Annotated in this window: 24 protein-coding genes; 7 read left to right on the forward strand and 17 right to left on the reverse strand. The window is 51.8% G+C overall.

Annotation, left to right across the window (positions count from 1 at the left end; genetic code table 11):
- Window positions 1-247: 247 nt before the first annotated feature.
- Window positions 248-1,231: a membrane lipoprotein lipid attachment site-containing protein gene (locus EKM91_RS07505; protein ID WP_125752138.1), complete on the reverse strand. Its 984-nt coding sequence runs from the start codon at window positions 1,229-1,231 to the stop codon at window positions 248-250.
- Window positions 1,232-1,426: 195 nt separating this feature from the next.
- On the opposite strand from EKM91_RS07505, the gene EKM91_RS07510 reads away from it, so the two are divergent.
- From EKM91_RS07510 to EKM91_RS07515, 3 genes are all read left to right on the forward strand, one after another.
- Window positions 1,427-1,807 carry a hypothetical protein gene (locus tag EKM91_RS07510; protein ID WP_125752141.1) on the forward strand — a complete coding sequence of 127 codons (381 nt, stop codon included), beginning with the start codon at window positions 1,427-1,429 and terminating at the stop codon, window positions 1,805-1,807.
- Window positions 1,808-1,809: 2 nt separating this feature from the next.
- Window positions 1,810-1,974, forward strand: a complete 165-nt coding sequence (locus tag EKM91_RS13860) for a hypothetical protein (protein ID WP_164508503.1) — start codon at window positions 1,810-1,812, stop codon at window positions 1,972-1,974.
- A gap of 180 nt (window positions 1,975-2,154) precedes the next feature.
- On the forward strand, window positions 2,155-2,571 hold the full coding sequence (locus EKM91_RS07515; protein WP_125752144.1) for a hypothetical protein: 417 nt from the start codon (window positions 2,155-2,157) through the stop codon (window positions 2,569-2,571).
- A gap of 62 nt (window positions 2,572-2,633) precedes the next feature.
- Here the strand turns inward: EKM91_RS07515 and EKM91_RS07520 are convergent, their stop codons facing one another.
- From EKM91_RS07520 to recJ, 4 genes are all read right to left on the reverse strand, one after another.
- A complete protein-coding gene (locus EKM91_RS07520; RefSeq protein WP_125752147.1) occupies window positions 2,634-2,948 on the reverse strand; it encodes a DUF960 domain-containing protein in 315 nt (104 codons plus the stop codon).
- A gap of 2 nt (window positions 2,949-2,950) precedes the next feature.
- Window positions 2,951-3,463 carry a Cys-tRNA(Pro) deacylase gene (gene ybaK, locus EKM91_RS07525; protein ID WP_125752150.1) on the reverse strand — a complete coding sequence of 171 codons (513 nt, stop codon included), beginning with the start codon at window positions 3,461-3,463 and terminating at the stop codon, window positions 2,951-2,953.
- Between the two features lie 84 nt (window positions 3,464-3,547).
- Entirely contained in the window at window positions 3,548-4,075 is a 528-nt protein-coding gene (locus tag EKM91_RS07530; protein WP_125752153.1) for an adenine phosphoribosyltransferase, read from the reverse strand.
- A gap of 24 nt (window positions 4,076-4,099) precedes the next feature.
- Window positions 4,100-6,379, reverse strand: a complete 2,280-nt coding sequence (recJ, locus tag EKM91_RS07535; RefSeq protein WP_125752156.1) for a single-stranded-DNA-specific exonuclease RecJ — start codon at window positions 6,377-6,379, stop codon at window positions 4,100-4,102.
- Window positions 6,380-6,748: 369 nt separating this feature from the next.
- On the opposite strand from recJ, the gene EKM91_RS07540 reads away from it, so the two are divergent.
- Entirely contained in the window at window positions 6,749-7,078 is a 330-nt protein-coding gene (locus EKM91_RS07540) for a hypothetical protein (protein ID WP_125752159.1), read from the forward strand.
- A gap of 123 nt (window positions 7,079-7,201) precedes the next feature.
- Window positions 7,202-7,627 carry an ASCH domain-containing protein gene (locus EKM91_RS07545; protein ID WP_164508504.1) on the forward strand — a complete coding sequence of 142 codons (426 nt, stop codon included), beginning with the start codon at window positions 7,202-7,204 and terminating at the stop codon, window positions 7,625-7,627.
- Window positions 7,628-7,685: 58 nt separating this feature from the next.
- Here EKM91_RS07545 and EKM91_RS07550 read toward each other — a convergent pair whose 3' ends face one another.
- Window positions 7,686-8,645, reverse strand: coding sequence for an NAD(P)-dependent oxidoreductase (locus EKM91_RS07550; RefSeq protein WP_125752165.1), 960 nt, complete (start codon window positions 8,643-8,645; stop codon window positions 7,686-7,688).
- 326 nt (window positions 8,646-8,971) lie between these two features.
- Here EKM91_RS07550 and EKM91_RS07555 point away from each other — a divergent pair, with 326 nt between their 5' ends.
- The gene (locus EKM91_RS07555; protein ID WP_125752168.1) at window positions 8,972-9,784 is read left to right on the forward strand and encodes a hypothetical protein; all 813 of its coding nucleotides are present in this window, start codon (window positions 8,972-8,974) and stop codon (window positions 9,782-9,784) included.
- Window positions 9,785-10,122: 338 nt separating this feature from the next.
- The gene (locus EKM91_RS07560) at window positions 10,123-10,830 is read left to right on the forward strand and encodes a DUF3862 domain-containing protein (RefSeq protein ID WP_125752171.1); all 708 of its coding nucleotides are present in this window, start codon (window positions 10,123-10,125) and stop codon (window positions 10,828-10,830) included.
- 105 nt (window positions 10,831-10,935) lie between these two features.
- On the opposite strand, the gene EKM91_RS07565 is transcribed toward EKM91_RS07560, so the two are convergent.
- The 11 genes from EKM91_RS07565 to EKM91_RS07615 form a co-directional block, all read right to left on the reverse strand.
- Window positions 10,936-11,601 (reverse strand): DUF6198 family protein, encoded by a 666-nt coding sequence (locus EKM91_RS07565; protein WP_125752174.1) that lies wholly within the window; start codon window positions 11,599-11,601, stop codon window positions 10,936-10,938.
- A gap of 75 nt (window positions 11,602-11,676) precedes the next feature.
- Window positions 11,677-12,120, reverse strand: coding sequence for an RbsD/FucU family protein (locus EKM91_RS07570; protein ID WP_125752177.1), 444 nt, complete (start codon window positions 12,118-12,120; stop codon window positions 11,677-11,679).
- Window positions 12,121-12,150: 30 nt separating this feature from the next.
- Window positions 12,151-13,185 carry an aldo/keto reductase gene (locus EKM91_RS07575; RefSeq protein ID WP_125752180.1) on the reverse strand — a complete coding sequence of 345 codons (1,035 nt, stop codon included), beginning with the start codon at window positions 13,183-13,185 and terminating at the stop codon, window positions 12,151-12,153.
- 12 nt (window positions 13,186-13,197) lie between these two features.
- A complete protein-coding gene (locus tag EKM91_RS07580; protein WP_125752183.1) occupies window positions 13,198-14,706 on the reverse strand; it encodes a xylulokinase in 1,509 nt (502 codons plus the stop codon).
- A gap of 57 nt (window positions 14,707-14,763) precedes the next feature.
- Window positions 14,764-15,570, reverse strand: a complete 807-nt coding sequence (locus EKM91_RS07585; protein ID WP_125752187.1) for an SDR family oxidoreductase — start codon at window positions 15,568-15,570, stop codon at window positions 14,764-14,766.
- A 45-nt stretch (window positions 15,571-15,615) separates the two neighbouring features.
- Entirely contained in the window at window positions 15,616-16,488 is an 873-nt protein-coding gene (locus tag EKM91_RS07590) for an aldose 1-epimerase family protein (RefSeq protein WP_125752190.1), read from the reverse strand.
- Entirely contained in the window at window positions 16,475-17,440 is a 966-nt protein-coding gene (locus EKM91_RS07595) for a hexose kinase (RefSeq protein WP_125752193.1), read from the reverse strand. The genes EKM91_RS07590 and EKM91_RS07595 overlap by 14 nt, the downstream gene beginning before the upstream one ends.
- A gap of 24 nt (window positions 17,441-17,464) precedes the next feature.
- Entirely contained in the window at window positions 17,465-18,469 is a 1,005-nt protein-coding gene (locus tag EKM91_RS07600; protein ID WP_125752194.1) for a tagatose 1,6-diphosphate aldolase, read from the reverse strand.
- A 107-nt stretch (window positions 18,470-18,576) separates the two neighbouring features.
- Entirely contained in the window at window positions 18,577-19,728 is a 1,152-nt protein-coding gene (fucO, locus tag EKM91_RS07605; RefSeq protein ID WP_125752197.1) for a lactaldehyde reductase, read from the reverse strand.
- A gap of 18 nt (window positions 19,729-19,746) precedes the next feature.
- Window positions 19,747-21,531, reverse strand: a complete 1,785-nt coding sequence (locus EKM91_RS07610; RefSeq protein ID WP_125752200.1) for an L-fucose isomerase — start codon at window positions 21,529-21,531, stop codon at window positions 19,747-19,749.
- A 66-nt stretch (window positions 21,532-21,597) separates the two neighbouring features.
- A complete protein-coding gene (locus EKM91_RS07615) occupies window positions 21,598-22,680 on the reverse strand; it encodes an ABC transporter substrate-binding protein (protein ID WP_125752203.1) in 1,083 nt (360 codons plus the stop codon).
- Window positions 22,681-22,684: the final 4 nt, after the last annotated feature.

Consider the following 22,684-nt stretch of genomic DNA (forward strand, 5'->3'; position numbering starts at 1 on the left):
GATTTCATTTTACAAGGACTCAGGCTACGAGTCTTTTCTATTTGGCTAATTTGTTGCACTTACAGTGTAAATCCGTCCCGCAAAAAATGCGGCAATCACTCCCTTGGTGACTGCCGATCTGCTGGTCCGTGATAGATCACATTTTTTCCTAATAATCTGTTCAAGGCGGCGTTTTTTCTCCGCCAATTTCGGCACACGAACGCAGCAAAAAAGCACACCTGCCATGCAGGTGTGCTCCCGATCGAGCCTATTCTTGAGTCATTTTGGCTAATACGGCTTGCGCTGCTGCGGCGTTTTGGCCGAAGACTTGCGCGAGTGCCGTGTTCAAGTCAACGGTGCCGGACCAAGCAGATGAACCTTGCGTGGCAGGATGGGTGATCACGAGGTTGCTGCCGGAAACTGAGAATTGTTCATAAGACACCCCGGTGCCCTCGGAACTGTGGCCGGAAGTGTTGGAATCCGCTGCGTAAGACAAGACGGCCAACTGTTGCATGTTGTTCAATGCGTCGGCCACATTCACACTCGCTGGATCTTGTTGGCCATAGATCTGTGCCAGTAAGGCCAGCTGCTGGCCGGTATACTTAGGTGCCGCAGTAGCTGGCGCCTTAGCACTACTGGACGACTGACTAGTTGAAGCCGTTGCGGATTGGCTGGCTGCGCTGCTGGAAGCTTGTGCGACTTGACTGGTTTGGTCAGCTGGCGTGTTTAACGTGATCAAGTGTTTGTCCGTCAAGTTTTTTGACGTGACGCCGCCGTCTTTGAAGGCTTGGTAGCTATAAGCCAGCTTGTCATCTGCGTTTAAGTAACAAAACGCCCCAGCGGCAGTCAAGTGGTCGCGTTTGAAGTTGGTAAATAGTTTGGTGACGCTTTGCGTCTGGTGCGGCTTGACCGTGACGGCTTTTTGCTGATCGGCTTTGATCACGTCAGCTTGGTCCCCTTTGGTCCAAACGATTTTAGCGGCATCCAGCTTAACGGCTTTTTTGGACTGGTTGGTCACCTGCATCTTGACGTTGTATGTTGCCGCCGTGTCGTCAGTTGCTTTGGCCAAGAAGGTAAAGCTTACCTTATCTTGGTCTGCTTTGGCGAGTTGCTGGTAATCGACGGTTTTAACGGCTGGTTGGCTCACCGTTGCGGTTTTGCTCGCCTGCGACGACTGTGAGCTTTTGGTGTTGTGCGTGCTGCATCCGGTCAATGCCAGGATGGTGACGGCTAAAAGTGCGATTTTCTTCAATATATTCTCCTCCCAAGTTCCCCGTGTTGCAATTATGGATATCGGCAATAATCATACCACGTCAGCGCAAAGATTGGCATTCCCATGAGAAAAAATCCAGATTCCCAGCAGTCTTTAAGTTTTCTGCAAGCAGCCTTTGTTTTCCTGCGGCAACTGGTTATACTTGAGATATAACTCAAATAAGGACGTGTGATCGTGAAATTGTCGTTCATTAAATTACCGGCACTGTTTGGCGTCGTGTACGCGGCGTTTACCGTCGTCGTTTTGATCGTGGCGACGATCTACGCCGTGGCTAAAGGCTTTAGCCTCAGCTTAGTCGGTGAAACCTTGATGGCGTGGGAAGCCCATTGGTGGTGGCTAAGCATCATCGGCGGGTTGCTGCATTTGCTCAGCTACATCAAAAGCCGCACCAAGCGCTTGATGTGGTGCAATTGGCTGGGGATGTGCTTGTATATCGGCTATGTGCTGATCCCCAACTACAGCTTGATCTTGGTCGTGGTGCATTTCATCGTGATCTATCTCATCGCCACCACCAAGCTGCACCATCCAGATGACGTCCAAGTACCGGAGGCATAAGCATGAGGTTATTCAAGCGCAAACCCGAACCAGAGTCGCCAGAAGCTGGCGCCTACGATTTTGCTAAGATGGTGCGTGATGCGCGGGAAAAAGACCCGTCGCGCTTTAAGCGGGTCCAAGCGGCCTTCAAGAAGCGCCAGCAAGCACCCAAACCACCCAAGAAATGAGCCCCACCCAGGCATCCCGATGCGGATGTCTTTTTTAATATTCAAAAAAATCGGCGGTTTTACTTATATTATAAATAACAACTGATATTTAATTATTCGTAAAACATTATCTTGATAATAAGATTAACGCATGTTAAACTAATCTCGTAAGTTAATGAAAGCGATTGGAGGCAACATTATATGCTCACCGAAGACTACATTCAACTCGTCAATCAAGAATTAGATCGTTTATTGGTTTATGAAACCGTATTCAAAGAATACACTGCCACCTGTCACAAGCTTGAAATTGGGAATTGTTTTGCCAGCGAGAACTTTGAACAACTGCACGACTACTTTAGCCGCAATGTGTTGCGGTTCAACCATTTTGTCAGCGAATGCTACCACATCCAACCCCCTGCTGGGTTTACTGATTTCAATGAGACGCTGTTGACAAGTTTAGAAGCCATCAAGCATGCGGTATCGCTGATGCTGATGGCCATTGAACCCACAGGCGTCAACCATCCGTTATACGAAGCCGGTTTACACGAACAAGCGCGCGCGCATAGCGAACTTGACGCGGCGTTTGCGTTGATCGGCGGCGAAGCGCAAGCTATGTAGAACATAACAATGGCGCTGATGCCTCCCGAAATGCGGGAGGTATCAGCGCCATTTTTTTCACGTTAATTGCCGTGGCCTTCTTCTGGCAACAAGATGGTTTGGTTGTCGCCATCATCATAGGCCAACACGCGCTTAGGAAAATCGCCTGAATATGGAAAAGGCAAATCGACGGCCATAGACGTCGGGCTGTTTTTCTCTGAAAACGCCACGGTGAGCTTGCCGCCGTTGTTGAGCAAATCAAAGCGCAACAAGTTCCCTAAAGGCACCACGCCTTGCAGGTTCTCATCGATGATCATCCAGATGCTGTCAATGATCTCTCCAGGTAAATGAGCGATCACCCCGTAAGTGGCAAAACGACTGTGATTAGCGGTAAACATGGCTATTCCTCCTGTTCCTCCAGTGCGGTGATGTCAGCATATTCTGCGCGCACGGCTTTGATCAAGTCTTTGGGCGCGATGCCGACTGAGCGGCCGATCTTACCGGCACTCACAATGATCTGGGATTGGTCTTTGGCTTCGACCCCTAAGTAGATCGGATACTTGTGGCGGGCATGGATACCGATCGGCGTGTTGGCGCCGTGCTCATACCCGGTGGTTTTGACCAAGTCTTTGAGCGGCACCATGCCGACTTTTTTATTGCCGGAAGCCTTACTGAGTTTCTTATAGTCGATGTGGCGATCCAGCGGGACCACGCCGACTAGCGGCCCGGTCTTGTTGCCGATCAAGACCAAGGTCTTATAGATCTGGTGTTCTGGAATGTCGAGGTGATCGACTTGCAATTGCTGCACATCGCCTGCAGCCGCCGTCGGGAAAGTATAGCTGGTATAAGCGATGTTTTGCTTATCCAGCATTTTCTCGACTAACGTTTTATCGTCTTTTTTATGCTTTGCCATAAGCGTCTCCTTCACACCCATTATTGTACCACAGTCGAAAAGTAAGTGAACGCAAAAAGGCCCGCACCGCGGGTCTTTTCGGCGCTAGGCCCCTTGGTAATCGGTCAGCGTGAAGATATCATACTGCTTGATCTTGTCGCGGCCGTGCAAGTCGACTAATTCGACTAAAAAGGCTGTGCCGACCACGATCCCGCCGAGTTTTTCGACTAATTCGATGGTTGCTGCGATCGTGCCGCCGGTGGCCAAGAGATCATCGCACACCAACACGCGCTGGCCGGGCCGAATGGCATCTGTGTGTAAGTATAGCGTCGCTTCGCCATATTCCAAGTCATAACTGGCACTAACCGTTTCGCGCGGCAGTTTGCCTTTTTTCCGGGCTGGGGCAAACCCCACCCCAAGCTTATAAGCCACGGGGCAGCCGACGATGAAGCCGCGCGCTTCCGGGCCAACGATCATCTCAACGCCTTTGTCTTTGGCGTATTCGACGATCTCATCAGTCGCTGCAGCGTATGCCTTACCATCTGCCATTAAGGGAGAAATGTCGCGGAAAATGATCCCAGGCTCAGGAAAATCCGGGACGCTGGCGATGTAGTCTTTGAAATTAATTGCCATGCAATTTGTGCCTCACATTCTGAATTAAAACTGCGTCAAACGTTGCGTCAATGCTTGGCGATCATCGGTTTGCAGATGCGCCGCCAAAGCTAAGAAGGCTTGCCGCTTAAGATAGACCTGCGCCTGATCAAGAGGCGTCTTAGTCGGATGGGGGTTCACGCTGATCAGCGCACCTTCTATTTTAACAAATTCAAGTTCAAAAAACACCTGTACCGCAAAGATCGCCTGTTGGGTCGTCACATGCACCGCTTGGGCTAAAGCCGGCAAATGATGCTTGTCAAACCCGGGATGCTGACGCAAATACAACAGCACCCGCCCGCATTCTTGGCGGCTGGGAAGCGCGACTAAATGCGCTGGGTCTGCGGCAAAAACGACCCGCACCGGCAATTGCACATGATTCATCGCCGCTTGCAAGCTGGCTTCATCTGCTGGCAGATCCACCAACACCACATTCGAAGTATCTGGGGCCAAGTCCTTAGCCAACATGGTCGGGCCGCCAAACTGGAAGCGCCGCGACATGCGAGTCAGCATTTGCGGATCAAAAAATACATAGGTGAACGCCCCGCGAAACTGCTCAGCACTGGGTTGCGGCAAGCGCAGATCGATCACCGCCGGCGCTTGCAATTGCCAATCGCTCAAGCGCAGCTGCAAGCTGGTGCGGCCTTGCCAAGTGTTTTGATCAAGCGTCACCGCCAGCTTGGCTTGCGTCGCCGCTGCCAAGTCCGAGGCTTGGTCGCCTGAACCAAAGGCGATCACATCGATGCCGTCAGCTTGAAACTTCAAGTGGTCTTTGCCTTTGCCGATTTGGCGCACGCCGTCGATGCGCTGCGGCAAGACGCTGAAAACCGGTTCCGGATTGCCTTGGCCAAATGGTGCCAGCTGCCGCAGCGCTTGGTAATTCTCCAAGGTCAACTCACTGGCATCTAAGCGCGCCGCCACGGCCAATGCCGGCTGCGCCTGATCTTTTAAGCTGACCGCAGCCGCTTTTTCCATCGCCTCATGCACGGTTTCCAGATTGGCCACCGGCATGGTCAACCCTACCGCCATGGCATGCCCGCCAAAATGCGTCATCGCCGCTTTAGCTGGTTCCAAGCTTTTAAATAGGTGGTAACCGGCGACTGAGCGGCCAGAGCCTTTGGCATTTTGACCATCAGCGGCAATATTTAAGACCAATGTCGGCTTGCCGGTGGCTTCGACCACATGGCTGGCCACGATGCCTAACACCCCTTCATGCCAGCCGGATCGCGCCAAGATCAAGGTGCGCTTGGCGGCATTTTCCGGTTCATTGGCCATAGCCAGCGCTTGTTGGGCGATCTTGCGCACTAAGCCTTGGCGTTCTTCATTGCGCGCGTTGACATTAGCGGCTAAACTCGCCGCTTCGTCATCGTCAAAAGTCGTCAACAATGTCACGCCAGGATTAGCGTCGCCTAAGCGCCCAAGGGCATTCAAGCGCGGCGCGATGCCGAAACCGACAGTTTGTTCATCCACCGTGGCCGGATCGATCCCGGCGACTTGCAACAATGCGGCTAACCCGACGCGCGGTTGCGTGCGGATCATGGCCAAGCCTAATTGGACGAGCACGCGATTTTCATCCGTTAGACTGACCAGATCCGCGATCGTCCCTAATGCGGCCAAATCGATGCTGTCCATCGGCACTTCTCCCAGCAAGGCGGTGGCCACTTTAAAAGCCACCCCCGCACCGGATAAGTCGCCGAACGGATAATCCCCCGCTGGATGGCGCGGATGCACCACTGCCACGGCATTAGGCAAGTCTTCAGGCAATTCATGGTGATCGGTGACCACGACATCCATCCCCGCAGCCATCGCCGCATCGATCACGGCTTTGCCGGCCACCCCGTTATCGACGGTAACCACCAATTGCGTGCCGCTAGCTTGAAGGTACTTATAAACAGCGGCATTAGGCCCATAGCCATCGGTAAAGCGATCGGGAATGAAAACGTCGGGTTCGCCGCCGATGCTTTCAATGGCTTCTTTCATGATCGCACTGGACGTTAACCCATCCACATCATAGTCGCCGTAAATGGTGATCTTTTCGCCAGCGGCCACGGCTTTGGTGATGCGATCGACGGCTTTTTGCATGTCGTGCAGCTGCAGCGGGTCATGCAAGCTGGCGGTTTGCGGTTGGGTGAATGCGGTCCATGCTGCTGGGGTCGTAATGTCACGCTGCCATAACAGCCGCGCCAAAAAAGGACTCACGTTCAACTGTTGAGCAAGTCCTGCGAGCTCGGAAGAATCCGGCTGTTTTGCCAATTGCCAATCATAATGTGCCGTATTGTCCACCATCCCTTGACCAATAATCCTAACCGAAATAGTATAGCAGTTACCTCAAAAAATGGAAGTCACAACAATCACGAACGGCGTCTAAATAGCGTCAGTGCGGGACTTGACGTTGCAAAAATATTTAGGGTACAGTTTTATTTTCTGCTTCATATCTCGTATATTCTGCTCGGATCTGGTCAAAAAGTCTCTCATACATCGCAAACCAATAACATGTTCTCTCCTAAAAGGACTTATTTTATCCATAAAGATAGCCGAGGGGTTTAGCAGTTTTTTGTGGTTTTGGCGCGCAGATTCGGTGCTATAATGGAATTGTACCAAAAACAATCATCAGCCCTACTCCAATCAGCGACTGAAGCAGAATGGAGAGATATTATGACAGCAGTAGATGCAACCGCGATCAAGGAAGCCGAAGAGGCCATCAACACCAACGGGTTCGTCACCGAAAAAGAACTCCCAGACTTACACGACATCAATTACGCCCGCGAGTTGAGCGACAAGTTGATCAAGTCCCGTGAGAATCAATCGGAAAAAGGCTATATTTACACCGAACCGTTTGATTTTGTTGGCGGCAAGATCTCCAACATCGTTTGGAACATGGATCGCATCAAGACCCGCAAGGACGCCGAAGCGGCCTTGGCCAAAGACCTCAACTGGTCTGTGGTGCAACCGCAACTTTCCAGCGCGGATAAAGCCACTTTCTAAAATCAAAAAAATTGCGCGTGCAACCGCCGATTTTGCTTGATGCAAGCGCGCACTGATCAAAAGCGATACTCGCAGTTGTTGACTGTAAGCACCGCTTTTTATTCGGTAATAAAGGAGAAACAGATGTCATCGATCACCGACTTTTTTGCCACTGCACAAGCTGAACTGGCTTTAGCCCCAGACCTCACTTATCGGCGTGCGGAAATGCTGGCACCAACAGCAGAAGCAGCCGACCAGCGCTTGCAAGCAGTCCTCGCCAAGCAAATCACCAGCCGCGTCAGCACATTTGCTGATTATCGCCACAAACACCAGCCGCTGCCAGCCGCTCGCGAAGTCAATATTGCGTTGGACAGCCTCGGGCAGCCACAAGCCTTGCTGTATACCGAAGACGTGTTCATTCAACCTTTTTCAGCGATCACAACGATCGAAGCCCAGCGCTTTGGCCTGTCGTTACCTGAGTGGCAGCGCCAATATCAAGGTGAGCTGGCGCTTGAATCGATTGCCGAGATGGTCGTCATCGAACACTTCCGGGTCCTTTATCCGTTTTAAACGCAGCAAAAACGCCTTGGTACTGCGGTACCAAGGCGTTTTTTGGCGTGGGCGTTGGTTAATACCCGCGAGCAAGATCCAGTTGATGGCTGACCAACTGATGTTTTTGCAGATACGCTGTGAGATTCTCGGCATAAATCGCCGTCACCACCGTTTTAAAATGCGGCACTTGCCCGGCAATATGCGGGGTAATGACGGTATTTGGCAGCGTCCACAGCGGCGAATCTGCCGGCAGCGGTTCTGTTTCGAAAACATCCAAAACCGCATGGCCGATCTGACCAGCCTTGATCGCTGCGATCAAAGCGGCAGTATCCACGGTCCCACCGCGTCCAACATTGAGAAACATGACGCCAGGCTTGAGGCTGGCCAACATTTTTGCGTCAAAAAAGTGGTGCGTCTGCGGCGTCAATGGCAAAAGATCCACGACAAAATCCGCAGCTGCAAACGCTGGTCCGGCAGCTTCATCTTTCACGAGCCGATCAAAATACGGCAAATGCCGGCCGCTGCGGCTGACGCCAGTGACATCGATCCCCAAGGTGGTCGCCATTTTCGCGATTTGGGTGCCGATGCGCCCGGCGCCTGCAATCACCATTTTGCGGCCAGCCACGCCGGCATAATCCACTTCATGCACCCAGCGATGCTGGCGCTGATTCGCCGCCGCTTCAGCAAACGCGCGCGTGCGCTGCAAAATCGCCCCGATCACATATTCCGTCAACGGCTGGGTATGAATGCCGCTCGTATTGGCCACTAACACCTTGGCTTTTGCCAGCCGCGGCAGATCCAAGTAATCGACCCCTGCCGAGTGCGCTTGGACAAAGCCCAGCTGATTGCCTGGGGTATCTAAGATCGCATTGGTCAGCTCACCATCCCCGCCTAAGATCACCTCGACATCGCCTAAACGCTCTTGCGGTACGGGATGCTCCCATTGCGTGAAGAAATCATAATCTGGTGCGATCGCCTGCAGCTGTGCCACATGCTCGGGCTTTAATGCCCGCGTGATCACAATGGCTTTTGCCATACTTATCCCCTCCCATCGGCCAAAAAGCCGACTTTTGGTTTCTATTTTAGTCGAGTTGCCTCGAAATTGTAAGCGGCTGCTGGCTAGGAGAACGTTGGGATTATTGGGCGGGGGAACATTGACAAAGGACTGAGGCGGCTTTGGGGTTTCGTCCGCAGCCGTTTAACCTGACAGGCTTCTACTGATTTTAATACATTTCTTAACTAATTTTTGTAATTTTATAATGGTAAATATTCTTCATCCTTGATATTCTAAAAAAGCTTTATAAAAAGGTCCAAAAATCTGATCGACATTAAAAGCTGAGGGGTAATTGGGGAGAGTTTAACATGAAGAAACTGCTTAGTTGGTTACTGATCATGGTAACCGGCGCAACAATTGGTATCACGAGTACTGGGCAACCCGTCTTTGCAACATTGAAGCTGGCAAACAGCAAACTGACCATCAAAAATGCAGGACAAGACAACAAGATCACTTCCAAGCGGTATGAACATAGTGATGACCAAGATTGGTACATCATCAAAGGGACCGCAAAGAAAAACTCAAAAGTCTATGTGTTAGCTGACAAAAAAGGCAATACTGCAGCCAACGCTAGCCGAATCACCACCGTCTCTGTGAATAAGAAAGGCAAGTGGCAAGTCGAGCTGAGCGCCGTCGACAAAATCGGCTCTGATTACTACTTTACGCAAGATAAAGCCGCAAAGATCAAGAAGTCGAGCACGCTTGATGCCAATACCATCACTCAAAAGCTCAAGGTGACCTTACCGCCAAACAAGGGCACAGAAGTAGAACCTTTTGTCGCTTCACAATTTGCTACAAATGTGACTTATGACCAACTTGCCAGAACACCAGATCAATACAACGGCAAAAAAGTAATGCTTGAAGGTTCTGTGATGCAAACTGATGATGACTTTATTATGGTCATGGTCAATGGCGACTCAGATCAGATCGTTCATGTCTCTTACGACGCAACTGCCCTCAACGGCAATCGTATCTTAGAAGATGACCTCGTACAATTTTATGCGACGGCCAAAGGCACGCTTTCTTATGAAACGACCAACGGTGATGAAAATACGATTCCTACACTCGATGCCGCTAAGATCATCGACAAAGGGGCCGCTCCAGACGACTATGGCTACTAAGCATTCGTCGCTAGCCCAAACACGCTATTGCGTTAATTATCAAGGTGATACTCCTAACGAGTATCACCTTTTTATATGGTTCAGGGGGCATTTATTGCCGTCAAAGCGTCTGTGAATCAGCCGTAAATTAGTTTGATCCCATGGGAATTGATAGCTCTGACCACCATGCTTGGCATGGTGCTATCCCCTAGCTTGTGATTATAGGCAAATTTACCCTTAAAAATATTTTCAATCGTAAATATTATAAATCATTGATATAATGAAATTGCTTTCATAGCATCACGTCCAGACTAGGATCGACGTTGAAAGCTTGAGAGAAACCTTTTGGAGGGGTACTGATGGCAAAGAAGAAAATTACGGGTGATGATGGCAAGACCTATACGGTTAAGGTGAAGAAACCCATTTATAAGCGCATCTGGTTTTGGCTTTTGGTGATCATCATCGCAGGTACGGCTTTTAGCAGCATTGGCGGTTCTGGCGACAAAGATACCAGTAAAACCCAGACGGCTAAATCTTCGCAAAGCACTAAAGCCAGCGCTAGCAGTCAAAAAGATGACGGCAAGATCACGCGGGCCGATTTTGATCAAATCAAGCTCGGCGATTTGATGAATAAAGCCGCTAATGGGGATACGCTGCCGGCTTTGACGCAAAAATTTGGCAAGCCTGATTCGACGACAACTGATACGACGAATAATGTCAAAACCGATATCGTGACCTGGACTAATGTGCAAGGCGGCTTTGGTGCCAATGTCATCGTCAGCTTCACCGGCGATCACGCCTTTTCCAAGAACATAACTGGATTTAAGTTGAATCGGAAAAACAAGATCACCTTAGCAGATTTCAATGCCTTGGCCAACGGCAATGCCTACGCTGATGTCATTAAGAAATTTGGTGAACCAGATGGCTTGAATGAATCGCTCATCGCAGGTGAAAAAACCGTGATCGCAAGCTATCTGACTGGGGTCAAAGGCCAGCTTGGGGCAAACTTCACGTTAACTTTCACCAATGACGCTCTTTCAGGCAAGAGCCAAACCGATATGGAATAAGTCCCACCCCATTAGCTGCTAGGCTAACAGGGAAAACTTTTCAGCTGACATCAATAGCCCGCCTTCACGTTTTGGTGAAGGCGGGCTATTATTTGCGCTATTGGCTCACAGTTGATGCTTTAACCGTGGAAACACCAACTTGTCCGACCACCCGACCAAAGACCCTTGCAGCGCCAACGAAAAGGCAGTCCCGATATTGATCGCCAAGATCTGCCGGGTGCCGATCACTGCGACCACTAAGACGATCGCTGGGGGAATATATGACGCCCACATGGCCAAGGCGGCATTGCCGTGACAGTAATCAAACCGCAACGTCTGCATAAAATCATCGTTGGGATGCAAGATCACGTTGACGCGCTGATAGATCGAAACGGCCATGCCGATCAACACGATCCCGAAAAGATCCAGCCCGATGCGCACGCCTAGGGACAATCCTTGGATCTGCCACCGGCTAAACGCGTCAGCGAACACTTGCACCAACAAACTAAACGGGATCATAAAGATAAAGTTCTTCGCGATCCGCCCCCAGTCGACGCGGTGGCGCAAGCAGCAGTTGATCACGATAATCACCGTGCCAAAGCCGATCAAGATCAGATCCAAGCGCACATGGATGAAGTAGCTGAGATTGGCCGATGACGCCGTCCACATCGCGCTGCCAAGATTTAAACAAACAGTCAGCGCATTGCCAATGGCATTGATCAAGATCGACACGCACAGGAAAAACACGCTTTCAGTTTTGGTCAGCGGCCGCACCACTTGATTAACTAACATGGCCCCTCCTTTGTTGATGCCAGGCGAAAAAAAGTGTCACGGTTTTGGCACCGTCACACTTTTTCGGCCTACTGCCTATTTTGCCGTTTCAGGAATGACCACGCCTTTGCGAATGATCACATTGGCATATAAGGCGGTTTCGCTAGTGGCGATCGCCGCATACGCCTTGGCGCCGCGCGGGTAGAATTCTTTTTTGTGGATCGCGATGTCACGCGGGCCTTTTGGCTCATATCGGCTGATGATCTCGCGATACTTGGGCCAGATCACGGGCTTGTAGGGATCGTCAGGCAGCACTGCCATCAACACCGTGGGATTGTCCACGTATGGATCAAGCGGGACAAATCGCATGATCGCCTCTAAGATCTCTGGGATCCCATGGCCGTCCATGCGCACCACCTGTTCTGGCATCCCAAACTTGGGATAGTTCCCATCGGCGATCAAGAGTTCATCGCCATGCCCCATTTCCATCAGGATCTTCATCAATTCTGGCGGTAAAATTTCCGGAATTCCTTTGAGCATAATGTGTTGTTCCTTTCTTTGGCAGATCAGCTAATCCAGGGGAAATGTCGGGCCTGCCGTGATCACGCCTTCTTCATCCCACAGATCACGCCAGTCGACGGAACCTTGCCATAAGAAGACTTCCCCTTTGATGAAGCGATCATTCTTGTTGATCGAGGCCATGATATTCATTTCTTCTGCCGTCAACGGATCTTCTGTGACGCTGCGCAAATTGCTTTGATATTCAGCCGGATAAATCGAAAATGGGATCGGGATCACGCCGCGCTGAACCGCCCATTTCAAACATACCAGCGCCGGATGCACATTGTGGGCCTTAGCAATCGCCACGAGTTCCGGCATCTTCATATCCACCACATCATTTGGCGTTTTGTCTCGCTCTGGCCGCGTTGGCGAGCCTAATGGGCAAAAGCCGATCATGGTGATGCCGTGATCTTTGAGATACTTGAACAATCCTGGCTGCTGGAAGGCAGGGTGATGTTCCAGCTCGATCAAGGTTGGCTTGACCGTGCACAATGGCAACACCGCTTCCAGCTTCGGAATGGTCATGCTCGACATCCCTAAGTTGCGGATCAAGCCGCGTTTTTGCGCCATTTCCAGTTGATACCAAGTATCCATGAACTCACTAAGCGAAAATGGGATCGAATCCGGATTGCGATCGTCTGCGGTGGCAAAACGGGCATGGTAGTTCGGAAATGGCCAGTGCATAAAGTAAGCATCCAGATAATCCAGGTGCAGATCTTTCAGCGATTTTTCGATCGCGCCGATCACGTCACGATGTTGATCATTCCAGACTTTGGACATGATGAACAAGTCTTCGCGCTTGACCGTGCCTTGGTCAAATGCCGCTTGGAAAACGTCACCGATAAGATCTTCGTTGCCATAAACTGAGGCACAATCGAACAAGCGATAGCCACAGTCGATCGCCCCGGCCACTGCCGCGGAAATATCCGCCATTTCAAAGTGATCAGAGCCAAATGTGCCCATGCCGATGGCCGGAATGTGTTCGCCAGTGGCCAGGGTGAAGTAAGGAACCGTCTGAGGATCGGTAATGATATTTTCAGTCATGTGTATTCTCCTTTATACCATCATTGGTTTTAACGCGTCATACAACGCGAGGTATTGGTTAAAGCCATTTTCATAAACCGCTTTCGTTTCCGGCCGCGGGTGATAAGTTTGCTTGACTTGGATCAATGCCCCCACCGCCGCTTGATAACTGGGATACATGCCCACCGCCACCCCGGCTAACAGTGCCGCGCCTAAAGTCGTGGCATGATCGGCAGCCGGGATCTGAATCGTACGCTGCGTGACGTCAGCTTTGATCTGCATCCAAAATGCACTGTTGGCGGCACCGCCCATGGCGTAAAGGTCATCGATCTGCACTCCGGCGGCTTCAGCGACTTTCAGATTGTGGGCCAGCGAATAGGCCACCCCTTCATAACTGGCGCGAATGATCTCACCGCGAGTCTTGGCAAAATCTAAGCCGTAATACACCCCTTTGGCCTGAGCATTCCAAATCGGTGAGCGCTCCCCGGCCATATACGGCAAGAAGAGCAACCCATTGGCGCCGGCTGGCGTATCGCGCGCGGTGATATCCAATTCGTGATACGCGTTGGTGCCATTATTAGCGGCCGCATCAGTTTCTGCTTGGCCTAATGTGCGCAAGAACCAGCGTGCCACGCCAGCACCACCCACAGTGCCGCCTTGCAACAACCACTTGTCAGCGACCACATGCCGGCTCAAGATCAAGCGCGCATCGGCATGGTAGTCATCTAAGCACACACTCATCCCGCCGGCTTGTCCGCCTTGTTCTTGGGTTTGGCCGGCATTGATCACCCCCACGCCTAACGCTCCGCAGGCTGCATCTAACCCGCCTGCCACCACTGGGATCCCTGCAGGCAGCCCGGTTTGTGCCGCCGCCGCTGGCGTAACGGTACCGACCACGTCGTCACATTGGTAAAGCGGCGGGAATAGCGCTAATGAAAGCCCAAAGTCAGCACACAGTTGCGCATCATAGGCCCCGGTTTGCATATTGAAAAAATGCAGCCCATAGCTTTGCGACAAGTCTTGAGAATACTGACCGGTCAATTGATAAACGAGGTAACTATTTGATTGGAGAAATTGGGCTGTTTTGGCAAAAGTATCCGGTGCATTTTCCTTTAACCACAAGATCTTCGGCAACGAGTACGTGGGGTAAAAGGCGTTGCCGGATACGGCAAAGATCCGTTCTTCACCGATCGTCTGGCGCACGCGGTCGCAGATTTCTTGCGCGCGCGTATCCATCCAAATCGGCGTGCGGCCTAATACCGTACCGTCGGCCCCCATCGGGATCGCCGACCAGCTTTGCCCGTCGATGCCGATTCCTTTGATGGCTTCCAGCTTGATCTTTTTGCGCGCGGCGATCCGCTGCAAAGCCGCACACACGACTTGCCACCAATCTTGCGGATCTTGTTCCGCCCAACCAGGGGCAGGATAATACGTGGGGTATTCGCCGGTATCTTGTTCAACCACTGCCCCAGCATGGTTGAAGACGGCGATTTTAGCAGAGGATGTCCCAATGTCGATCCCTACTAACAATTCTTCGTCCATTGACATCACCTATCCTGTCAAAAGTTTCTGTCGTGTGCAGTTTCCCAAGCCTGTTCACTAGCCGCGCGACTTGCCTCCAGAAACATTGACGGTTTGTCCTGTCATGTAGCCGGCACGATCAGATAAGAAGAAAGCGACCACATTAGCGACTTCACTTAACTTGCCGCTGCGCCCGAGCGGGATCGTGGACGTTTTCTTATAGCCGGCCCGTAACGCATCGATGGTGATATGGCGCGAGTAGGCTAAGCCTTGTTCATAATCGATCGTCCGCAATCCAGTTGGTTCCAACACCCCTGGTGCCAAGCCGATGCAGCGCACGTTATATTGCCCTAATTCCTTGGCCCAAGCGCGGGTGAAGCCATTGATCGCGCCTTTGGTCCCAGAATACATGCCGGCGCCTTGAGAACCTTCCAGCCCGGATTCAGACGACATATTGACGATGACGCCATGATGATTGGCGACTAAGACTTTGCCGACTGCTGCTGACAACAAGACGACGCTTTTGACATTGATATCAAACATCTTGTTGTAATTGGCTTCATCGACCACGTACTTGCCATCAGGATCGTCTGGGTCGACTAAGATCCGCGGAATGTTGATCCCCGCATTATTGACTAAGCCGTCGATCGTACCGAATTTTTCCAGCGTCTTGGCCACCAATTGATCCACGGCCGCTTTGTCGGCGACATCTGTTTGGACATAATAGAGGTTGGAATCGGTAAACTCGCCTGGATGCAAGTCGGCATTCACCACCTTAGCGCCATCTGCGATCAATTCTTTGACGATCGCATCGCCGATCCCAGATGCCCCGCCTGTCACAATAAACACCTTATCGCTAATTTCTAACCAATTTGTTGAAACCATATTGACCTCTCCTTCACGATCTGCTTGACAATTTCAGCAACTGTTTCACACTCTCAAAGTTAATACGTAGCGCTTGGTGCCGCCTGCCGGCAAGCGTGTATTGCCCATTTTCTGATGCCAGTCGACTGGCGCGCCATATTGGTCCGGCAGCCCGGCGAATGGTTCGACACATAAAAACGGGGCTTGTTGGTGTTCCGGCGTCCACAGCGCCAAATACGGAAAATCGGCTAAATTCAGCTGTACCAGCCGCTCGCCTTTTAAGGTCTGGACTAATGCGATTTGGGCCTGTCGCGCATCGATAATGATCAGCCCGTCATCTAACAGCGGATAGCTTAACGGCAGATGATTTTGCTTGGCCGTTTGCAGCACATGGACACTGCCATCGCGAAACGGGGCCGGGTCGATCCCCAAACTGGTCATCGGCACTTGAATGCCGTCAAGCACCAACTCATAGTGATCCAGCGGCTGCGTTAAATTAAACCCGGGATGATACCCGAGTGCATAAGGCATTTTTGTGTCGCCGTAATTTTGGACCAGATAGTCGATTTGCAGCCCCGAGTCAGTCAAGGTATACGTGAGCTGTAATGAAAACAAAAACGGATAGTCGCGCAAAGTGGCTTCATCGGCGTTCAGCTGCAAACTCACTGCATCTGGCCGCGTTTGCGGCAACACTGTAAACGGCAAGTCGCGGGCAAAGCCGTGCTGCTTCATGGAAAAAGCCACCTGCTCGAGCAAATATCGATCATGATTAGACCGGCCGATCGCCGGAAACAGCACCGGGGCATGCCGTGGCCAATATTGTCCGGCAGCATCTTGCCAAATGCACTCGCGCTGATCCGCCTTGCGCTTTAAGCTGGTCAACTCCGCCCCTAATGGCGCGATCGTGGCAACAAATTGCGTATTTTCAATCGTTAACATAAGCACTGCCTCTTTTGACCGTTGCCACGTGCACCTGACTGAAATAAGGATCAAATTGTGCCGCGTCGACCCAGCCGGTGCGCGCTTGCATCGTGTTCAACATGCCGGTGGTCATGGCGGTTTTCAACACGGCAGTATCATCTTGATGTGCCGCCAGTGCCATCGCTAAACCGGCTAAGGTCGCATCCCCGGAACCGACTGGGTTGACCACTTGAATGGTCGGGATCGTCACGTGATAAAACTGCTCTTGATGCCGCACGAACGCGCCATCTTTGCCTAGCGACACCACGATCCATTCGACTGCGGCCAATACCGGGTGGGTCAGCTGCTTTTGCAAACGCACCAGATCGGTTTTGTCGACTGGCTCACCTAACAACCCTGCTAGTTCGGTTTCATTAGGTTTGATCAACCAAGGCTTCACGTCGGCTTGCAATGCGGCTTGCAAAGACGCGCCAGAGCTATCCAACAAGACTTTTTTCCCGGCATTTGCGGCATGGGCGATCAGCGTGGCATAAAAATCAGGGGTCAACCCTTGCGGCAGGCTGCCGGACATGGTCACCAAATCACAGCCAACCAGCAGTTGATCAAATGCCGCGATGAAGTCGGCTTGCTCAGCGGCATTGATTGTCGGACCGGCTTCTAACACTTCAGTTTGCTGACCGCCATCATGTAAGATCGCAATCGAGTTGCGGGTTTCTTGATCAATATGGGTAAAATGATGGGCAATGCCATCTGCATCCAGTTGTTCTTCGATAAACCGCCCAAAGTTGCCGCCAACAATGCCGGTTGCCACCACCGGATGCTTCAGCAAGTGGATCACGCGTGTCACGTTAAGCCCTTTGCCGCCTGCAGTTTTGGTGGTGGTTTTGGGACGATTGGTGGTATCAATGGCCAAATGCGCCAGCGGATAAGAAATATCGATGGATGGGTTCATCGTTACAGTTAGTATCATAAGCGCCTCCGCTATCGCGCCAAGTTAAACCATCGCCGCGACTTTATCTGTCCAAGGCGTCGCGGTTGTTGCTAAGACTTGATTCAAGCGCTCAATATTGGCATGGCCTTCATTTTGCAGCCATTCAACGCCAGCCGCCTTGCCCACCGCGGCAAACGGCTGGACCCCTAACTTCCAAGTGGCCCGTCCACACAAGACGCCATTGAACTTCGAGCCGGCTTCTTTGGCAAACTGCAACTCTTCAAGAAACAGTTCATTGGAAACCCCTGCAGACAAGAAGATAAACGGCAAGTCAGTAGCGTCGCTTTGGGCGCGGTAGTCATCTAAAGCTTCTTGACGGGTGTACACGGGTTCAACACCGGGAGCGGTAAAGCCTTCCACGTAGCTTTGGTTGACTGGCACTTCGACTTTCAAAACCGTCACCCCATATTCTGGGCGGCTGAACTCGCGGGTCATTTCGATCACCTTATGCGGCTTCACAATGGCATATTCTGCATCGGTGACACTATCCATGGTGGCGTCATAAGACACCAATTCTAAGAAAAACGGCAACCCGATCGCCTGAGACTCTGCGCCCACGCGTTCTACGAAGGCTTTCTTGCGATCATTGATCTGATCTGACTCGTCGACGTCATAATAAAGCAAGAATTTCACCGCATCCGCACCGGCTTCTGCCATCCGCAAGGCACTTTGGTCATCGATCAAATCAGGGAAACGTCCCGACTCGGTCGCATCATAGCCGGTTTTTTCATAAGCCAAAAGCAACCCGGCATCGGCATCGCGGACTTTAGCGGCAGGCAAGCCGTATTCAGGATCAAGTAAGATCGCGCTGGCATATTGGGTCAAAACCGATGACACGGTGGTTTTAAAGTCGACGATCGTTGTATCATTGGCCGGTTGACTGGCAGCTTTGGCAAGCATTTTTTTCAAGGAACCGCGCTGGTCAATGGCCAAAGCGGAAATCACATTGCGCTCATCAGAAAGCTTTTTTAAATGCGAATATTGCTGGGCAGTTAAGGTTATGGTCATAAAACATCCCTCCATTAATGACAAACACCATCAGCCGCTGGTCGATCGACCAGTTGGTGAACAACAACACGTCATGCATGAGGCATGACGTGCACGAAGATATGACGCTACATCAAGCTTTGATAGATCGCGACGATTTCTTCCACTGAAGTGTCGCGCGGATTGCCTGGCGTGCAGACGTCATTGAGGGCATCTTGGGCAATACTTGGCAAGTCTGCTGCTTGCACGCCTAATTCTGAGATGGTAGCAGGAATGCCAACATCCTGGCTCAATTGGTCGATGGCGTCACAAGCGGCGTCACGCGCTGCTTCAATGCTCATCGACTCGGCATCAGCCACGCCTAATGCTTGGGCGATCTGGCGATACTTTTCGCCGGTAAAAGCCTTGTTATACTTCATGACAGTCGGCAACAGTGCCGCACACGCCACGCCATGCGGAATGTTGTACCAAGCGGAAAGCGGGTGCGCCATGCCATGCACCAACCCTAAGCCAACGTTGGAAAAGCCCATGCCGGCAATGTATTGCGCCAAGGCCATTTCCTCTCGGCCGTGGGGATCGCCATCGACGGAAGCACGCAGATTTTGGCCGATGATCGCGATGGCCTTAATGTGCAGCATATCGGTCATTTCCCAAGCGCCTTTAGTGATGAAGCCTTCAATGGCATGCGTCATCGCATCCATCCCGGTGGCTGCACATAAGGCTTTGGGCATCCCCATCATCATGTTGCTATCCACAAACGCCGCGATCGGCACATCATGCGGATCGACTGCCACGAATTTGCGATGCTTGGCTTTGTCGGTGATCACATAATTGATCGTCACTTCCGCGGCCGTCCCTGAAGTGGTGGGTACCGCTAGGATCGGCAGGCTCGGATTTTTGGTGTCTGCGACCCCTTCTAAGCTGACCACATCGCTGAATTCAGGATTGGTCAAAATGATCCCGATGGCTTTGGCGGTGTCGATCGGCGACCCGCCCCCAATGGCGATCAGCACATCAGCGCCTGAGTTTTTCACGAAAGCCACGCCATCTTTGACGTTGTCGACAGTTGGATTGGGCACGATGCCATCGTAAATGTCAAAATCGATCCCAGCAGCCGTTAATAAGTCGGTGACTTTGGTGGCGACGCCGACTTTGATCAATGCCGCATCGGTGATCACAGCCGCTTTTTTGAACCCGCGGGCGTTAAACTCTTCTGGAATGGCGCCGATCGCGCCTTTGCCGTGATAAGACGTTTCATTAAGAATCATTCGATTTGTCATGATGTGTCCTCCAATGACCTAGTGATAAAGCGGGCCAAAATGCTTGCTGGCGGCAAAATCGACCGCTTCAAGGTCTTTGGTGCCAAAGCCGTCATACGCATGCGGCCGGAAGATCCGGGCCGCGTCAACGTTGTGCAAGGCCACCGGGATGCGCAACATTGCGGCTAACGTGATCAGCTCAGCTCCAATGTGCCCGTGCACCGTCGCCCCGTGATTTGCCCCCCAATGATTCATCACCGCATACACGGATTCAAAGCCTTTCGCGCCTAAAATCGGGGCAAACCAAGTGGTCGGCCAAGTCTTATCAGTGCGCTCATCTAAGATTTGGTGGATCTCAGGGTCTAAGACACAGGTATAGCCTTCTGCGATTTGCAACGTCGGCCCGACGCCATCCACCAAGTTCACCCGGATCATGGTCACCGGCATTTCCGCTTCGGTTTTGAAATGAGACGAGAAGCCGCCGCCGCGGAAATATTCATAATTTGCCCGGCACCAGTCGGTTTTAGCTAGGCAGGCTTGCATGTCTGCAGGGGTCATATTCCAGAATTCTTTCATGGTACCTTGGCCATTTTCGTCTTTGGCCGCTGCGGTGCCGTCTAAGGCGCTGGCCCCAGAATTGATCAGGTGCAAGATCCCATTCGCCGCCCGGCCGCTCAACGACTTGCCGGTGACGCGCTGCACGGCTTCAGGGCTCCAGTAGGTCCGCACATCTGAGAAAATCGGCGCCTTGTTGGTCAACAAGGTCCCAAACAACATCGCCACTGCGTTTAAGGTGTCATTTTCGGTGGCAAAAGCAGTGACTGGCCGCGGGCCGTGCCAATCAAACGTCGAGGCCATGATGGCTTCGGTAAAGTCGCCATTCGGCAGCCAATCGGTCCATTGGCGCTGGCCTTGGAACCCGCCGGCAATGGCATTGCGGCCGCGGGCTTCTTCTTTCCAGCCCAACGCTGCCAGCTTCGGATTGCCAAACAAAATGTCCCGAACGATGATCGCTTGTTTGGCGATGAATTCCCAATCTTGATCCGCCGGCACCACTTTAGATTTGGTGATGATCTCAGGAAATTGCTTGCCGGCGTTGATATCCAACCCTTCGCGGCAATTTTCTTTGATCCAGGCCAAGGCAGTTTGATATTCCTCAGGATCATAGATCTCCAAGGTGATCCGCCGCAGGATCTCGGTCATATCCACATATTCGACCGGCATCCCCAAGTAATCGGCGAAGAATTTGGCGTTGACTTGCGATCCGGCGATCCCCATCGCCGAAGCGCCGAGGTTAACATAGGATTTGCCTTTCATTTGACCGACGGCATAAGCGCCTTTGGCAAACATTAAGATCTTCTCGGCGACATCTTGAGGGATCGCATTATCGTCAAGATCTTGGACCTCTTGGCCATAGATCTTAAAGGCCGGGTAGCCTTTTTGCGCATAGCCGGCCATGGCCGCAGCCAGATACACTGCCCCAGGCCGTTCGGTACCATTAAAGCCCCATACCGCCTTGATGGTATCCGGTTGCAGATCCATGGTTTCCGTCCCATAACACCAGCTGGGCGTGACGGATAAGGTGGCGACGATGTTTTCACTTAAAAATTGTTCCTGGACGATCCCGGCATCGCCGCGCCCGCCGATCGTGCGACTGGCTAAGACACACTGGACCGGCGTCCCATCGGCATAATGCAAACTGGATTCGATCAGGTCTTTGGCGGCGTTAGCCATGGCCATGGTTTTAGCTTCAAGGGATTCGCGGATCCCGCCTTGGCGGCCATCGATCGTCGGCCGGATCCCGATCTTCGGATAGTTGCTCATGTGATTGCCTCCTGTGCGATCAGTTGTTTAAGTCATAAATCGCTTACATTTTTGGCGATAAACGGCTTATTCATAAAGCAAGGCTTGGATATCTTTGTCATCGATGTTGTCTTTGTTGTACCATTTAACCCCGGTATCCACGTCTTTGACCTTCTTGCCTTGCGCAGCTTTGACGGCTAAGTCAACGGCATCATAACCGATCTTGATCGGGTCTTGAGTGATCGAACCTAAGAATTTGCCGGAGCGGATCGCATCTTGTTGCAGCTTGCCAGAGTCAAACCCAACGGTCACGACTTTATCGCCGGTACTGCCGATGCGGTCGCCCATCGCTTCGTTGGCGTTGATGATGGCTTTGACCCCTAATTCGTTAGAGCCGTAGATCCCGATGAGATCCTTCTTTTCTAACAGCGCAGCCGCTTCAGTTTTCCCTGCGGCATCAGTGACTTCTGCCGGCACCCGCAATTCGATGATGGCTTTGGCGTTTTTAGTCGAAACGTCGTTATTGTATTTATCATGCCCGATCACCGCGACTTGGCCTTTGCCCACATTCGGATCCGCTTCTAACAGCTTGGTCATCTTATCGATAAAGCCCCCGGTCCGTTGGGATAAGGACATCGAGTTGACTTCTTGAGAGACGATGCCAATGCGGACTTGGCCTTTGCCTAAGCGGGTTTTGATCGCATCATATAAGTGTTGCGCCACGATCCCCCCGGCTTTGTAGTTATCGGTTGCGGCATTAGCTTTCACGGCGCCTTTAGGAGCGCCTGGCACCCCTGAATCAAACCCGATCACCGGCACATTTTTATCTTTGGCGTTTTGGATCGCATCGATTTCAGACTTGGTATCCAAGGCGGCTAACACGATCGCGCTTGGGTTTTTGTTAATGGCGTTGTTCAGCATTTCGAGTTGTTCAGCGACAGCGGTTTCATCTTTTGGTCCCACAAAGTTCAATTTCACCCCATGTTTGTCTGCCGCTTGCTTGGAGCCTTTGAGCACCGACTTCCAAAAGTCATGCTGGAAGCCTTTGGCGATCACTTCCACCCGCATATCTTTGGTGCTGGTCGGCTTATTTGAGGCGCTTTTGCCGCATGCGGCCAAAAGACTGATGGACAACAACCCGATGCCTAAGCTCAATAACGCTTTTTTCATGATC

Origin of the sequence: Lacticaseibacillus baoqingensis (assembly GCF_003946165.1) — a bacterium.
GTDB classification, from domain to species: Bacteria; Bacillota; Bacilli; order Lactobacillales; family Lactobacillaceae; genus Lacticaseibacillus; species Lacticaseibacillus baoqingensis.

What these genes read in the sequence shown, in the direction of transcription:
- EKM91_RS13860 (WP_164508503.1), top strand. Translation starts at nt 1,810, where the DNA reads ATGAGGTTATTCAAGCGCAAACCCGAACCAGAGTCGCCAGAAGCTGGC.
- EKM91_RS07515 (WP_125752144.1), top strand. Translation starts at nt 2,155, where the DNA reads ATGCTCACCGAAGACTACATTCAACTCGTCAATCAAGAATTAGATCGT.
- EKM91_RS07520 (WP_125752147.1), bottom strand. Translation starts at nt 2,948, where the DNA reads ATGTTTACCGCTAATCACAGTCGTTTTGCCACTTACGGGGTGATCGCT.
- ybaK (WP_125752150.1), bottom strand. Translation starts at nt 3,463, where the DNA reads ATGGCAAAGCATAAAAAAGACGATAAAACGTTAGTCGAGAAAATGCTG.
- EKM91_RS07530 (WP_125752153.1), bottom strand. Translation starts at nt 4,075, where the DNA reads ATGGCAATTAATTTCAAAGACTACATCGCCAGCGTCCCGGATTTTCCT.
- recJ (WP_125752156.1), bottom strand. Translation starts at nt 6,379, where the DNA reads ATGGTGGACAATACGGCACATTATGATTGGCAATTGGCAAAACAGCCG.
- EKM91_RS07540 (WP_125752159.1), top strand. Translation starts at nt 6,749, where the DNA reads ATGACAGCAGTAGATGCAACCGCGATCAAGGAAGCCGAAGAGGCCATC.
- EKM91_RS07545 (WP_164508504.1), top strand. Translation starts at nt 7,202, where the DNA reads ATGTCATCGATCACCGACTTTTTTGCCACTGCACAAGCTGAACTGGCT.
- EKM91_RS07550 (WP_125752165.1), bottom strand. Translation starts at nt 8,645, where the DNA reads ATGGCAAAAGCCATTGTGATCACGCGGGCATTAAAGCCCGAGCATGTG.
- EKM91_RS07555 (WP_125752168.1), top strand. Translation starts at nt 8,972, where the DNA reads ATGAAGAAACTGCTTAGTTGGTTACTGATCATGGTAACCGGCGCAACA.
- EKM91_RS07560 (WP_125752171.1), top strand. Translation starts at nt 10,123, where the DNA reads ATGGCAAAGAAGAAAATTACGGGTGATGATGGCAAGACCTATACGGTT.
- EKM91_RS07565 (WP_125752174.1), bottom strand. Translation starts at nt 11,601, where the DNA reads ATGTTAGTTAATCAAGTGGTGCGGCCGCTGACCAAAACTGAAAGCGTG.
- EKM91_RS07570 (WP_125752177.1), bottom strand. Translation starts at nt 12,120, where the DNA reads ATGCTCAAAGGAATTCCGGAAATTTTACCGCCAGAATTGATGAAGATC.
- EKM91_RS07575 (WP_125752180.1), bottom strand. Translation starts at nt 13,185, where the DNA reads ATGACTGAAAATATCATTACCGATCCTCAGACGGTTCCTTACTTCACC.
- EKM91_RS07580 (WP_125752183.1), bottom strand. Translation starts at nt 14,706, where the DNA reads ATGGACGAAGAATTGTTAGTAGGGATCGACATTGGGACATCCTCTGCT.
- EKM91_RS07585 (WP_125752187.1), bottom strand. Translation starts at nt 15,570, where the DNA reads ATGGTTTCAACAAATTGGTTAGAAATTAGCGATAAGGTGTTTATTGTG.
- EKM91_RS07590 (WP_125752190.1), bottom strand. Translation starts at nt 16,488, where the DNA reads ATGTTAACGATTGAAAATACGCAATTTGTTGCCACGATCGCGCCATTA.
- EKM91_RS07595 (WP_125752193.1), bottom strand. Translation starts at nt 17,440, where the DNA reads ATGATACTAACTGTAACGATGAACCCATCCATCGATATTTCTTATCCG.
- EKM91_RS07600 (WP_125752194.1), bottom strand. Translation starts at nt 18,469, where the DNA reads ATGACCATAACCTTAACTGCCCAGCAATATTCGCATTTAAAAAAGCTT.
- fucO (WP_125752197.1), bottom strand. Translation starts at nt 19,728, where the DNA reads ATGACAAATCGAATGATTCTTAATGAAACGTCTTATCACGGCAAAGGC.
- EKM91_RS07610 (WP_125752200.1), bottom strand. Translation starts at nt 21,531, where the DNA reads ATGAGCAACTATCCGAAGATCGGGATCCGGCCGACGATCGATGGCCGC.
- EKM91_RS07615 (WP_125752203.1), bottom strand. Translation starts at nt 22,680, where the DNA reads ATGAAAAAAGCGTTATTGAGCTTAGGCATCGGGTTGTTGTCCATCAGT.